Consider the following 12,313-nt stretch of genomic DNA (forward strand, 5'->3'; position numbering starts at 1 on the left):
TCAGTCGACGGGTTCGCCGACGACGACGCGGGGGCGGCCGCCGCGCTCCCAGGCGACGTAGTCGCCCGCGGCCTTGACGAGGGAGGCGGCGAGCCAGAGCGCGACGCCCGCGTCGTCGACGAGGCCGATGCCGAGCAGGATCTCGGGGATCGCGTCGATCGGCGACAGGATGTAGACGACGCCGAGCGCGAGGAGGCCGAGCGTCCCGTACGACATGCCCTTGTAGTCGCCGCGGACCACGGCCTTGATCATCCGGGGGACGGCGCGGGTGCGTTCCCAGAGGCCGGGGGCCTGCGGGTCGAGCGTCTCGCCGTAGATCTGCCAGGCCTGGCCGGCGGCGGCCGCGCGGCGCTTTCCGTCCACTGGCGCTCCCCTCGGGTGGCTTCGGTGCGGGCGCGCCCCCGCGGCGCCCGCGTTTACCTATGACGTGATGTCCGAGGGTTTTGTTCCCCCGGATCCGCTGTGACCCGGGCCTCACCGGATGTTCCGCGACCCGCGGTGAGGTGTTCATCACCCTGGAGGTCAAAGTCGGGTAATTCGGCCGCGCGTCCGGCCACGCACTGCGAGCATGGTGTCACGGGAGGTGCGACTCCCCTCACCCACGCGACCGGCACCGCCCGCCGAGCACCGCAGGGAGCTGACGCAGATGAGCGGCGATCGTCCGAACCGGCCCGTGCACGGCACCGTCGCAGGCGGCCGGTACGTCGCGCTGCCCCCGACCGCCGTGGACGCGGTCGCGTCCGGTCCGGTCCGGTTGATGGTGGTCTGGCCGGGGTTCGATCCGCCGCGGACGGCGGAGGCGCTGGCCGCGTCGATCCCGCTGACGGGCGTGCCGGTGTGGCGCGCCTACCTGGACCTGCCCGTGCAGCTCCCCGGGGGGCTGGGCAGCGCGGCGATCCTCGACGAGTCCGGTATCGGGCTGTACGGGACGGCGGTCGAGCAGGCGGCGGGGCGGCTGCCGGAGGCCGTGGACGGGCTGCGCCGCGACCTCGCGGTCCCGGACGGGCCGGTCGCGCTCGCGGGGTTCAGCACCGGGGGCGCGGCGGCGCTGCTCGCGGTGGCGCGCGGGGACGTCGCCGTGGCCGCGGCCGCCGCGGTCGCGCCGGTCGTCGCGCCGTCCCGGGCGGCGCGGGCGGTGGAGAAGCGCGCGGGCCGCGACCGGTCGTGGACGGACGCGTCCGTCGCGCTCGCCGAACGGCTCGACCTCGGCGCCCTCGCGGGCGACATCGCGGCGCGGGACGCCGAACTGCTGCTGGTCGGCGGCGCGAAGGACCGCGTCGTCCCGTCCGGCGAGCTGACCGGGCTGCGGGACGCGCTGCAGCGGCACGGCGCGGCGGTGGAGACGGCCTCGTTCCGGATGGGGCACGCGCTCGCCGCCGAGCCCGGCACCGAGGCGCGCCCGCCGATCACCGAGGCCGTCCGGGTGGACGGCGTCCTGTCCGACTGGTTCCGGGACCGGCTCGCCACGACCGACGCCCCGGACGGCGCGGACGCGGAGTCCGGCGACGCCCGGGGCGACAGGGTGGAACGGGAGCGGCACACGGCCGCGAGCGGCCTCGGTTAGCCGCGGGAGAGCACCTCGTAGCGGACGGAGACGACACCGGCGGACGTGCCGCCGATGTCCTTCATCGCCGCCTCGGACAGGTCCAGGCAGCGCCCGCCCGCGTACGGGCCGCGGTCGTTGATGCGCACGACGACCGACTCGCCGTTGCTCTTGTTGGTCACGCGGACCTTGGAGCCGAACGGGAGCGTCTTGTGCGCCGCCGTCAGCTCGCCCGGGTCGAAGCGCTCGCCGCTGGCCGTCATCTGGCCCTCGCCGTAGAAGGACGCCTTGCAGGAGCCGGAGTCGAGGACCTTCTTCCCCGACCCGCCCGACCCGCCGGAGCCGCCCGACCTGGACGTCTCGGTCTTCTTCGGCTTCGGCGGGGCGATCCGCGCCGCGACGGCGTCGGGCTCGTCGTCCCGCTCAGGCGCCGCCGCCGGCCGCCGCGGCTTGCGCGGCTCCGTCGGCTTCGCGCTCGGCGACGGGCCCACGCCCGGGCTCCGCCCGCCGGGCGGTGCGGACGGTTCGGGCGGTTCGGGCGGTTCGGCCTGCGGCAGTCCGTGCGCCGCCTGGGCCGCGCCCGCCGGGGCGCCGGTCTTGACGAACGCGAACGCGCCCGCCGTGAGGACGGCCACGGCCGCCCCGGAAACGATCAGAAGGGTGCGGATGCGCACCTGAGGTATGCGTACACGAGCACGCTTGCCACGCACGGGCAATTCCTTTGTTCGGGGACAGGACCCCGGACGCCCGGCGGTCGCACCGCCGTCCTCGGGCGCGTCCGGGCGACGTCGACGTCCCCGATCTCCGCGCCCTCCGCGTGCCGCTGCACGCCCGCGCCCGCGCCGTTCTCGACGGCTGCCGGCCGATGTGGCGTCCGGTACGTGCGGCGGTGCGAGTTCGCCGGTCCCGCGACGCCGTGCCGGGCAGGTCCCCGGTCACCGTCGCTCAGGTCCGGCGCGTCACTCTTTTCACTTTGGATCTCGATAGCGCCGCACAAGTCCAAGACCGTACGTTGCGTACCGCCTAGATCAAGACCGAACGCCGATGTTTGTGGGCTTTGTCACCCGCACTTTTGCCCTCGGAAGTCGATCAACTTCGCGGGGTGACCCCATTTCAAGATCGTCTTTACTCCGTATGGAGCCGATGATCTCGGCCCTATAACGGACGGGCGGGACGTTCCGGAGAACGCTCCGCCCGTCGTGCCGCCGGTGGTCACCGCAGGCCGCGCACCGGCGGCTTCGCCCCGCCGGACGGCCCCTGCGCGGGGCCGTCCGCCTTCAGTACCTCGACGACCTGGCCGACCACCTCCCCGGTCTGGCCGACGATGCTCTCCTCGGTGGTCGGCGCGGGGGGACGCCCCTTGACGGGCGGCACCGGACGCGCGGCGGCGCGCTCGGCCGGCGCCGCCGTGCCGGGCGCCGCCCGGTGGGACGACCGCAGGCCCGCGGCGCCGAGGTCCGGCGCGGCCCCCCGGGCGGTGCCGAGCACCCCGTCGACGGCGCCGGTGCCCAGCCCGGCGGCCTTCCCGGCCGTCGAGCCGACGGGCTCGGGCACCGCCTGCGTCACCGGGGCGGCCTGCGCCGCCGTCTCGTTGAGCAGCGCGGTCGCCGGGCCGGTCTGTGCGGCCGCGGGCGCGGCGAGGGCGGCGGGCACCGCGAGCGCCGGCGCGAGGACGAAGGTACGCAGCAGCCCTGTGGCGGACCGGTTCATTGTTTCCCCCCGGGAAATGTCAGTTGTTCGACCCTGAACGTTCGTGCGTCCGCTGGTGCGGCGCACCGTCAAGCGGGCACGCTAGTACACCCGGGAGGGGCCGCACGGAAATGCGGCGACGAGTTGGGGAAGACCATAATGATCCACAGAATGGATCAGCGACATTACGCCCGAAGCGGGGGCGTTCCGGAACGCCCCCGCCTTTCTCCGGCCGCCGGTCAGTCGGCGGCGCCGAGCGTGATGGCCTCGTCCACCTCCTGCTTGCGACCGGCCAGTTCGGCGGCGTAGCGCTCCTCGTCGACCTTCTCGGCGATCTCCTCGTCCTGCCGCATCAGCGCCTCGAGGTCGGCCTTGGCATTGTCGAGGACGCCCATGTCCGCGTACGCCTTCTTCACCTTGTCGCCCCACAGGCCGACGTCCCGGACGCACGGGACGATCCGGCTGAACAACAGCGACTGGTACAGCGTGTACATGTCGGAGTTGTCGACGTACTCCATGCACTTGTCCATCGGCAGTTCGAGCTGTTCGAACACCTCGCGCGCCTTGAACCGGTCGCGCATCAGGTAGCAGCCCTCGACGACGAATTCCTCGCGCTCGGCCCGCTCCTTGTCGGTGAGCTCGGCGTAGTAGTCCTTGAGCGCGAGCCGGCCGAACGCGACGTGCCGCGCCTCGTCCTGCATGACGTACGCGAGGAGCTGCTTGACGAGCGAGTTCGTCGACATGTCGCGGTACAGCCCGAACGCGGCGAGGGCGAGGCCCTCGATGAGGACCTGCATGCCGAGGTAGGGCAGGTCCCAGCGGCTGTCCTCCAGCGACTCCGCGAGCAGCTTCGCGAGGTCCTGGTTGATCGGGTAGTACATCCCGATCTTCTCGTGGACGAACTTGCCGTACAGCTCGACGTGCCGCGCCTCGTCCATCGTCTGGGTCGCGGCGTAGAACTTGGAGTCGAGGTCCGGGACGCTCTGGACGATCCGCGCGGACACGTTCAGCGCGCCCTGCTCACCGTGCAGGAACTGGCTGAACAGCCAGGAGCTCTGGTGCCGGCCGAACTCGTCCTTCTCCTTCTGGGTCATCTTGTCCCAGATGTCGGAGCCGAAGAGCGGGTTGAAGTTCTCCGGCAGGCCCGCGACGTTGATGGGATCGACCTCGAGGTCCCAGTCGATGCGCTTCTGCGCGTCCCACTGCTTGTCCTTGCCCTTCTGGTACAGGTTCAGCAGCCGGTCGCGGCCTTCGTCGTACTCCCAGGTGAAGCGGGTGTCGCCCGCCATGGGGACGTTCCACGTGTCCGTGGAGACGGGCTCGGTGTAGAAGTCGTAGGAACTCACCGGGGGGTCCTCCTCGGGGGGACGCGCCGCGCCGTCGCGACGCTGGGGTCTGGTTCCGCCCACCGCTTTACATGCCTTCGTAACATGTAAAGCGGGGGTAGATCCATACCCCCGGCCCAAACCCGGCCGCTCCGGTGCGGCCCGCGTTACCGCGACTGGAGGGCGTCCAGCGCGACGGCCTGCGCGATGACCAGGCGCCGGTCGAGCCGCGGGTCCCGGATGTCGACGACGTACCGGTCCCGGATCCCGATCTTCTTCTCCACCGAGAACACGACCTGGTCGCCCGCGTGGAAGTCGAAGTGGTACGGCCACGCGAACGGGATGGCGTCCACGAACGGGATGAACTGCCAGACCCGCCGCACCAGCGCGACCGCCTTGTTGCGCTCGCTGCCGGTCGCCACGCCCAGCCCCGGCTGCTCCAGGTGCCAGGTGGAGGCGAGCAGCGACTTCTTGAAGTCCTTGCGGAACACGCCGATCGGCCGCCCGTGCGCGTCCGTGATGTCGTACGCCGAGGCCAGGTCGATGCGCTTGCGGGCCTTGAACCCGAGGATCGGCGTCGTCTTGGAGTCGTCGGAGTACAGGGTGACCTGCTCCTTGAACGCCATCCGCTTCTGCTGCGCGAACGCGAGCAGCTCGCCCTCGCCGCCGCCGGGCGCCTCCGCGTGCACCTCGTACTGGTTCACCATCATCCGGATGCGCTGCCGGATCAGCAGCCGCGTCTGTGCCTGGAACCGCTCGTCGTCCACCGGAACCACCCGTTCCCTCTTCCGTTTCGCCCGGAGTCTGCCATACCCGGACGCGCCCGCTCAGGACTCGCGGATGTGCGCGGCGAGGTACCCGTGGATGAGCCGCTCGGCCTCCGCGACGATCACCGGGTCGCCGTCCGGGCGGCGCCGGAACGCCAGCTTCAGCACCGCGTCCCCCGCCTCCACCGCGATGGCCAGCGCGGTCGCCAGCTCGGGGGTGTCGCGCACGCCGAACGTGTCCACGATCAGCGTGCGGAGCCGGTCGGCGACCACCGCGTTGTTGTCGGCGTCGGAGTCGAGCAGGTGCACGTCGGCGACGTCCCCGAACCGCAGCACCCGGAACCCGGGAACGGTCCGGTGCATCTCCACGAAGATGTCGATGATCGCGCCGACGGTGTCGGACCAGTCGGCGAAGCCGCCCTCGGTGAGCCGCGCGGAGATGCGCCGCCCGAACTCCTCCAGGTTCCGCTGCGCGAGGGCCTGCGCGACCGCCCGCTTGTCGGGGAAGAACTGGTACACCGAGCCGATCGCCACCTCGGCGCGCTGCGCGATCCGCGTCGTGGTCAGCCCGTCGTAGCCGTCCTCGTCGAGGATCTCCGCGCAGGCGTCCAGCATCCGCTGGACGCGTTCGGCGCTGCGGCGCTGGGCGGGACGGCGGCGGAGCGGAGTGCGGATCTCGGTCACCCTGCCATTGTCCCCCCATTCCGCCGCACCCGCGGCACGCCCGCCGCCCCCGCGCCCGCCGCCCCGTCGTCCGGCGCCGCCGCACGGTCATGGGCGTCCCGTGACGGCGTGACATGATCGGCGGATGGAGGCCCCCGGATCCCTCGCGGACGTGCGCGCCCGCATCGACGGCATCGACGGCGAGCTCGTGCGGCTGCTGGCCGAGCGGCAGGCGCTGGTGCGGGCCGCCGCCGCGTTCAAGACGGACGAACGGTCGGTGCGCGCGCCCGACCGCGTCGAGCAGGTCGTCGCGCTGGCGCGGGCGCGCGCGGCGGAGGCGGGCCTGTCGCCGGACGTCGCCGAGCCGGTGTGGCGCGCCATGATCGGCGCGTTCATCGAGCTCGAACTCGGCGAGGTCGAGTCCCGCGACGCCTAGCCTGCGGTCGCGGAGGCGGTGTCGGTGGAGGCGGTGTCGGTGGAGGCGGTGTCGGTGGAGGCGGTGTCGGCGGAGGCTGTGTCGGCGGAGGCGGTGAGGAAGCCGTGCAGGGACGTCCGCGCGCGTTGCAGTTCGGCGATGCGCGTGTCGATGTCGTCGAGATGGCCCTGCAGGTGGCCGGTGACGCACGCCTGCAGCGTCTCGCCGTCCCAGCAGGGCATGAGGTCGCGGATCGTCCGGGTGGGCAGGCCCGCCGCGAGGAGCGACCGGATGCGCCCGACGGTCTCGGGCGCGTCGTCGGCGTAGCTGCGGTGGCCGCCGGGCGTGCGGCGGGAGACCAGGAGCCCCTGCTCCTCGTAGTAGCGGAGCAGCCGCACGCTCACGCCCGTCCGGCGTGACAGCTCACCGATCTTCATGTGTCCCACCCCACACGGAATCGCCTTGAACCTCACATACATGGCACCTTTTACGTTCGTGCCATGAACACAACACCGATCTCCCTGTACGGCTTCCTGCGTCCCAAGCCCGAACGCGCCGACGAGGTCAAGCGGCTGCTGTCGTCGCTCGTGGAACCTACACGGCGGGAGGAGGGCAACCTGCAGTACCACCTGCACGAGCACGAGGACGGGCGGCTCTTCCTGTACGAGGTGTGGCGGTCGCAGGAGGACCTCGACCTCCACAACCAGTACCCGCCGCTGCGCGAGTTCCTGGAGAACATCGACGAGTACCTGGCGGAGCCCGTGGACGGCTACTTCGACACGATGATCAGCCCGTATCCGGCGTGAGCGAGGACCCGTACACGGAGCTGTACGCGGCGTTCGCCGGGGTGCCGCGCCCGGCCGCGCTGGACGGCTGCCCCTGCTGCGTCGGCCCGGACGAGGGGCGGCGGCTGCTCGCGCGGCCGCCGCGCGCGCTCGGACCGGACGAGCTGTCCCGGTTCGCCGCGAAGGCGCTGAACACGTGGGGCGGGCCGGAGGACGTCCGGTACTTCGCGCCCCGCCTGCTCGAACTGGCCGCCGAGGACGCGTTCGTCCGGCCGGACGTCGAGGTCGTGTTCGGCAAGCTCGCCGGGGCCGGGTGGCGCGACTGGCCGGAGGCGGACGCGGTCGCGGGCTTCCTCGCGGGGTTCTGGACGCGGACGCTCGCCCGGTTCCCGTCGCGTCCCCGCGCCGGGACGGCGCTGTGCGCGCTCGCCGCGACCGGCCTCGACCTCGCGCCGTTCCTCGCCGCGTGGGCGGAGGCGGCGGCGCGGGCGGACGGCGCGGCCGTGCGGCACCTGCACGAGTTCGCGCGCGACGACCTGGTGTGGCGTCGCGGCGGGCGCGGGCTCGGCGGGTACTGGACGGACGACCGCGCGGCCGTCGCCTGGTTGACGGGCGGCCCCGCGGGCGCGGCCGTCGAGTCCGCCTTCGCCCGGACGGACGACGCCGGGCTGCTGGAGCTCCTCGCCGAGACGCACGGCCTCCTCGACGACGAAAACCCTGCGTGACCATGTGATCACGCTGGGGTTTTCCGTACCGGCCGCCGGGTAGTGCCCCTGCACCAGCATGATCACCCGCGTGGCGTCCCATGAGGAGATGTCCATGAACGGTTGCGAGGCGCGCGGCCTCCTGCATCCCTACCTGCTGCTCCTGATCTACGAGCGGCCCGGGCACGGTTACGACCTCATCGACCGGCTGTCCTGCCTCGGGGTGTCGGACGTGGAGCCGGGCCACGCGTACCGGGTGCTGCGCGGCATGGAGCGGGCGCGGCTCGTCGAGTCGACGTGGGTGCCGTCGGAGGCGGGCCCGGCGCGCCGCCGGTACGAGCTGACGCCGGAGGGCGTCGCCGACCTGGAGGCGTGGGCGCCGCGGCTCGCGCACCTCGGCGAGGTGATCACCTCGTTCCTGGCGCGCTGGAACTCGGCGGCGCGGGCGGCGGCCGCGGCGGCGCCGGGCGGCGCGCGCGAGCCGCGGGCCGTCTCGTGGACGTGACGGCGGGCGCGGCCGTCCGGGAGGCGTTCGACCGGCGGGCGGAGCCGGGCCGCGCGGTCGCGGGCGACGCGGAGGCGATCGCGCGGGCCTGCCACGCGATGGCGGTGCGGTTCCACGCGGGCGGGCGGCTGATCGTGTTCGGCAACGGCGGCCCGTGCGCGGACGCGCAGCACGTGGCGGTCGAGTTCGTGCATCCGGTGGTGGTGGGCAAGCGGGCGCTGCCCGCGTTCGCGCTGACCGGGGACGTCGCCACGCTGACGGCGATCGCGCTGGCGGAGGGGTTCGACGAGGTGTTCGCGGCACAGCTGCGGACGCTGGCCCGGCCGGACGACATCGCGCTGGGGCTGTCGGCCGACGGCCGCTGCGCGAACGTCCGGCGGGGCCTCGCGGCCGCGGACGCGATGGGGCTGCTGACGGTCGCGCTGACCGGCGGGGACGGCGACATGGACGGGGCCGCGGGCCGGTCGATCGACCACGTCCTGCGGGCCCGGACGGCCGACCCGCTGGTCGCGAAGGAGGTGCACGTGACCGTCTACCACCTGCTGTGGGAGCTGGTGCACGTGTTCTTCGAGCATCCCGGGACGCTGCGGCGGGAGACGTCCCGGTGAGCGCGGGGAACGTGCCGGAGTGCCACGGCGAGGTGTGCGTGACGTGCTCGGACGCCGCCGTGCGGGTGCGGATCCGGGAGCTGCTCGGCGACGGGCTGGCGATCGTCGACACCGCGGCGGGCCCGGAGGAGGTCAGCGTGGCGCTGGTCGACGCGCGGGCGGGCGACGTCGTGCTCGTGCACGCCGGGGAGGCGATCGCGGTGGAGGCGCCGTGAAGGAGGCGCCGTGAAGGAGGCGCTGTGAGGGAGGCGCTGTGAGGGAGGCGCCGTGAGGGAGGGCGCGTGAGCGGGATCGAGACGCTGTACCCGTTCCTGTACGACAACGGGTCGGACCTCGACGCGGTGCTGGCCGAGGTGCGCCGGTCGACGGAGGAGAAGGCGGCGGAGATCGTCGCGCTGCGGGAGTCGCTGGCCGAGGCGATGGCGGACGACCTGGTGGCGTGCGCGAAGCGCGTCGCGTCGTCCGTCATCGGCGGCGGGCGGCTGTACGCGTTCGGCAACGGCGGGAGCTGCACGGACGCGCAGGACCTCGCGCAGCTGTGCATGCGGCCGCCGCACGGCGCCCGGCCCGTCCCGGCGGCCTGCCTGACCGGGGACGTCGCGGCGCTGACGGCGCTCGCGAACGACGTCGGATTCGAGGCGGTGTTCGCGCGGCAGCTCGCCGCGTTCGGGCGCGCGGGGGACGTCGCGGTGGGGTTCTCGACGAGCGGCGGTTCGGCGAACGTGCTGGCGGCGTTCGCGGAGGCGCGCCGCGCGGGCATGGTGACGGTCGGGTTCGCGGGGTACGGCGGGGGTCCGATGGCGGAGGCGGGCACGGTCGACCACCTGTTCACGGTGCCGTCGGCGTCGGTGCATCGGATTCAGGAGGCGCAGACGACCGTGTACCACGTGCTGTGGGAGCTGCTGCAGCGGGCGCTGGACGGCCGGCTGTGAGCCTCCACGAGAAGGGCGCGGACGAGTCCGTCGCCGGAGAGACCGGCGCGGACGGGCGGGGGCGGCTCCGGATCCGCGTCGAGGGCACCGTGCAGGGCGTCGGGTTCCGGCCGTTCGTGCACCAGCTGGCCGGGACGTACGGGTTGTCGGGGTTCGTGGGCAACGACGCGTCCGGGGTGTTCGCGGAGGTCGAGGGGGACGCGGCGGCGCTGGCCCGGTTCGTCGGCGACCTCGGCGGCCGGGCGGCGCCGCCGTCGCTCGCGGTCGTCGAGCGCGTCGTCACCGAGCCGCTGCCGCCGCGCGGCGACCGGGGCTTCCGGATCGTGCCGAGCGAGGGGGCGGGCCCGCCCGCCGCGCTCGTCTCGCCCGACACCGCCGCCTGCGACGCGTGCCTCGCGGAGACGTTCGCCCCGGACGGGCGGCGGGCGGGGTACGCGTTCACGAACTGCACGCGGTGCGGGCCGCGCTTCACGATCGTCCGGGACGTCCCGTACGACCGGTGCAACACGACGATGGACGCGTTCGCGATGTGCGGCGCGTGCGCCCGCGAGTACGGGGACGAGCGGGACCGCCGGTTCCACGCCCAGCCCGTGTGCTGCCCGGACTGCGGCCCGGTCCCGCGCGCCGTCGAAGCGGACGGGCGCGCGGTGCCGGGCGATCCGGTCGGGACGGCGGCGCGGTGGCTGCTGGACGGGCGGATCGTCGCGATCAAGGGCCTCGGCGGCTACCACCTGGCGGCGCTCGCCGACGGGGAGGACGCGGTGGCGCGGCTGCGCGCGGGCAAGCGCCGGGAGCGCAAGCCGTTCGCCGTCATGGCGCCCGACCTGGCGGCGGCCCGCGCGCTGGTGCACGCGGACGCCGCGGCGGAGGCGCTGCTCGCCTCCCCGGCGCGGCCGATCGTGCTCGCGCCGCGCCGCCGCGGCGCGCGCGTCGCCGCCGCCGTCGCGCCGGGGAACCGGGAGCTGGGCGTGCTGCTGCCGTACACGCCGCTGCACCATCTGCTCGCCGCGCGGGTCGCCCGTCCGATCGTGCTGACCAGCGGGAACGTGGCGGACGAGCCGATCGTGACGGACGACGGCGAGGCGCTGCGGCGGCTCGCGGGCATCGCGGACGGGTTCCTGCTGCACGACCGCCGCATCCATGCGCGGGCCGACGACTCGGTCGTCCGGTCCTTCCGCGGACGGACGCTGCCGGTGCGGCGCTCGCGCGGGTTCGTCCCGGCGCCGCTGCGGGCGCCGCGGGCGTTCCCGCGCCCGGTGCTGGCGTGCGGCGCGGAACTGAAGAACACCTTCTGTGTGGCGCGCGCGCACCACGCTTTCCTCTCGCCCCATATCGGCGACCTGGAGAACTACGAGACCCTGGCGTCGTACCGGGAGGGCATCGAGCACTTCTGCCGGTTGTTCGGCGTGCGCCCGGAGGTCGTCGCGCACGACCTGCACCCCGAGTACCTGTCGACCAAGTACGCCCTCGACCGCGCCGCACTCGATGACGGGGTCGACCTCGTCGGCGTCCAGCACCACCACGCGCACATCGCGTCGTGCCTCGCCGACAACGGGGCGGACGGCCCGGTCATCGGCGTCGCGTTCGACGGGCTCGGCTTCGGCGACGACGGGACGCTGTGGGGCGGCGAGCTGCTCGTCGCGGACCTGGCGGGCTACCGGCGCGCCGGGCACCTGGAGGCGGTGCCGATGCCGGGCGGGGCGGCGGCCGTCCGGGAGCCGTGGCGGATGGCGGCGGCCTACCTGACGGCGGCGTTCGGGGAGCAGGCGCCGTGGCTTCCCGTCGCCGGGCGGCACCGGGACCGGTGGGCGGACGTCGTCCGGATGGCCCGGTCGGGGACGAACGCGCCCCCGACGTCGAGCGCGGGACGGCTGTTCGACGCGGTCGCGGCGATCGCGGGCGTCCGCGACACCGCCGGGTACGAGGGGCAGGCGGCGATCGAGCTGCAGCAGGCCGCCGACCCGCACGAGCGCGCCGCCTACCGCGCGACCGTGACCGACGACCTCGTCATCCGGGGCACGGACCTGGTGCGGGGCGCGGTGGACGACGTCCTCGCGGGGGCGGGCGCCGGCGCGGTCGCCGCCCGCTTCCACAACGGGCTGGCGTGGGCGGCCGTCCGCGCGGTCCGGCTGCTGCGCGACCGCACGGGCCTGGAGACGGTCGCGCTGTCGGGCGGCGTGTTCCAGAACGTCCTGCTGCTGGAGCGCGTCGTGTCCGGGCTGGAGGACTCGGGGTTCCGGGTGCTGACGCACTCGCGCGTCCCGCCGAACGACGGCGGCGTCGCCCTCGGCCAGGCCGTCGTCGCGGCGGCCCGCGACCGGGAGGGGTCCGCCCGGGACGCGGCCGCTTCCTGACCGTGTCCCGGGCGAGCAGGGCC

At 74.1% G+C, this 12,313-nt stretch carries 16 protein-coding genes; 9 read left to right on the forward strand and 7 right to left on the reverse strand.

Annotated elements, in window-relative coordinates:
- Positions 1 to 363 carry a YkvA family protein gene (locus AB0L25_RS13295; RefSeq protein WP_500171633.1) on the reverse strand — a complete coding sequence of 121 codons (363 nt, stop codon included), beginning with the start codon at positions 361 to 363 and terminating at the stop codon, positions 1 to 3.
- 283 nt (positions 364 to 646) lie between these two features.
- On the opposite strand from AB0L25_RS13295, the gene AB0L25_RS13300 reads away from it, so the two are divergent.
- Complete coding sequence (locus AB0L25_RS13300) at positions 647 to 1,564, forward strand: hypothetical protein (protein ID WP_500171634.1); 918 nt, start codon at positions 647 to 649, stop codon at positions 1,562 to 1,564.
- Here the strand turns inward: AB0L25_RS13300 and AB0L25_RS13305 are convergent.
- The 5 genes from AB0L25_RS13305 to AB0L25_RS13325 form a co-directional block, all read right to left on the reverse strand.
- Positions 1,561 to 2,217 (reverse strand): septal ring lytic transglycosylase RlpA family protein, encoded by a 657-nt coding sequence (locus AB0L25_RS13305; protein WP_500171636.1) that lies wholly within the window; start codon positions 2,215 to 2,217, stop codon positions 1,561 to 1,563. The genes AB0L25_RS13300 and AB0L25_RS13305 overlap by 4 nt on opposite strands.
- 538 nt (positions 2,218 to 2,755) lie before the next feature.
- Entirely contained in the window at positions 2,756 to 3,253 is a 498-nt protein-coding gene (locus AB0L25_RS13310; protein ID WP_500171637.1) for a hypothetical protein, read from the reverse strand.
- A 218-nt stretch (positions 3,254 to 3,471) separates the two neighbouring features.
- Positions 3,472 to 4,578, reverse strand: a complete 1,107-nt coding sequence (locus AB0L25_RS13315) for a ferritin-like domain-containing protein (protein ID WP_500171639.1) — start codon at positions 4,576 to 4,578, stop codon at positions 3,472 to 3,474.
- 146 nt (positions 4,579 to 4,724) lie between these two features.
- The gene (locus AB0L25_RS13320) at positions 4,725 to 5,324 is read right to left on the reverse strand and encodes an LURP-one-related family protein (RefSeq protein ID WP_500171640.1); all 600 of its coding nucleotides are present in this window, start codon (positions 5,322 to 5,324) and stop codon (positions 4,725 to 4,727) included.
- Between the two features lie 60 nt (positions 5,325 to 5,384).
- Entirely contained in the window at positions 5,385 to 6,008 is a 624-nt protein-coding gene (locus tag AB0L25_RS13325; protein ID WP_500171641.1) for a TetR/AcrR family transcriptional regulator, read from the reverse strand.
- Between the two features lie 124 nt (positions 6,009 to 6,132).
- Between AB0L25_RS13325 and AB0L25_RS13330 the strand changes: the two genes are divergently transcribed.
- Positions 6,133 to 6,423: a chorismate mutase gene (locus tag AB0L25_RS13330; RefSeq protein ID WP_500171643.1), complete on the forward strand. Its 291-nt coding sequence runs from the start codon at positions 6,133 to 6,135 to the stop codon at positions 6,421 to 6,423.
- Here AB0L25_RS13330 and AB0L25_RS13335 read toward each other — a convergent pair.
- Positions 6,420 to 6,839: a MerR family transcriptional regulator gene (locus AB0L25_RS13335; protein ID WP_500171644.1), complete on the reverse strand. Its 420-nt coding sequence runs from the start codon at positions 6,837 to 6,839 to the stop codon at positions 6,420 to 6,422. The two genes, AB0L25_RS13330 and AB0L25_RS13335, sit on opposite strands and share 4 nt — an antisense overlap.
- A gap of 63 nt (positions 6,840 to 6,902) precedes the next feature.
- Between AB0L25_RS13335 and AB0L25_RS13340 the strand changes: the two genes are divergently transcribed.
- The 7 genes from AB0L25_RS13340 to hypF all read left to right on the forward strand — a co-directional run bounded on the left by AB0L25_RS13340 (position 6,903) and on the right by hypF (position 12,290).
- Positions 6,903 to 7,208: a putative quinol monooxygenase gene (locus AB0L25_RS13340; RefSeq protein WP_500171645.1), complete on the forward strand. Its 306-nt coding sequence runs from the start codon at positions 6,903 to 6,905 to the stop codon at positions 7,206 to 7,208.
- Positions 7,205 to 7,912 (forward strand): hypothetical protein, encoded by a 708-nt coding sequence (locus AB0L25_RS13345; protein WP_500171647.1) that lies wholly within the window; start codon positions 7,205 to 7,207, stop codon positions 7,910 to 7,912. The genes AB0L25_RS13340 and AB0L25_RS13345 overlap by 4 nt, the downstream gene beginning before the upstream one ends.
- A gap of 94 nt (positions 7,913 to 8,006) precedes the next feature.
- Complete coding sequence (locus tag AB0L25_RS13350) at positions 8,007 to 8,396, forward strand: PadR family transcriptional regulator (RefSeq protein ID WP_500171649.1); 390 nt, start codon at positions 8,007 to 8,009, stop codon at positions 8,394 to 8,396.
- Positions 8,393 to 9,004, forward strand: a complete 612-nt coding sequence (locus AB0L25_RS13355; RefSeq protein ID WP_500171651.1) for a D-sedoheptulose-7-phosphate isomerase — start codon at positions 8,393 to 8,395, stop codon at positions 9,002 to 9,004. Before AB0L25_RS13350 ends, AB0L25_RS13355 begins: the two co-directional genes overlap by 4 nt.
- Positions 9,001 to 9,219: a HypC/HybG/HupF family hydrogenase formation chaperone gene (locus AB0L25_RS13360; protein WP_500171652.1), complete on the forward strand. Its 219-nt coding sequence runs from the start codon at positions 9,001 to 9,003 to the stop codon at positions 9,217 to 9,219. Before AB0L25_RS13355 ends, AB0L25_RS13360 begins: the two co-directional genes overlap by 4 nt.
- Before the next feature lie 66 nt (positions 9,220 to 9,285).
- Entirely contained in the window at positions 9,286 to 9,936 is a 651-nt protein-coding gene (locus tag AB0L25_RS13365; protein ID WP_500171653.1) for a D-sedoheptulose-7-phosphate isomerase, read from the forward strand.
- Positions 9,933 to 12,290: a carbamoyltransferase HypF gene (hypF, locus tag AB0L25_RS13370; RefSeq protein WP_500171655.1), complete on the forward strand. Its 2,358-nt coding sequence runs from the start codon at positions 9,933 to 9,935 to the stop codon at positions 12,288 to 12,290. Before AB0L25_RS13365 ends, hypF begins: the two co-directional genes overlap by 4 nt.
- The last annotated feature ends 23 nt before the right edge of the window (positions 12,291 to 12,313 follow it).

Source organism: Spirillospora sp. NPDC052242 (genome assembly GCF_040679555.1).
Lineage (GTDB): Bacteria > Actinomycetota > Actinomycetes > Streptosporangiales > Streptosporangiaceae > Spirillospora.

What these genes read in the sequence shown, in the direction of transcription:
- AB0L25_RS13300 (WP_500171634.1), top strand. Translation starts at nt 647, where the DNA reads ATGAGCGGCGATCGTCCGAACCGGCCCGTGCACGGCACCGTCGCAGGC.
- AB0L25_RS13310 (WP_500171637.1), bottom strand. Translation starts at nt 3,253, where the DNA reads ATGAACCGGTCCGCCACAGGGCTGCTGCGTACCTTCGTCCTCGCGCCG.
- AB0L25_RS13330 (WP_500171643.1), top strand. Translation starts at nt 6,133, where the DNA reads ATGGAGGCCCCCGGATCCCTCGCGGACGTGCGCGCCCGCATCGACGGC.
- AB0L25_RS13335 (WP_500171644.1), bottom strand. Translation starts at nt 6,839, where the DNA reads ATGAAGATCGGTGAGCTGTCACGCCGGACGGGCGTGAGCGTGCGGCTG.
- AB0L25_RS13340 (WP_500171645.1), top strand. Translation starts at nt 6,903, where the DNA reads ATGAACACAACACCGATCTCCCTGTACGGCTTCCTGCGTCCCAAGCCC.
- AB0L25_RS13350 (WP_500171649.1), top strand. Translation starts at nt 8,007, where the DNA reads ATGAACGGTTGCGAGGCGCGCGGCCTCCTGCATCCCTACCTGCTGCTC.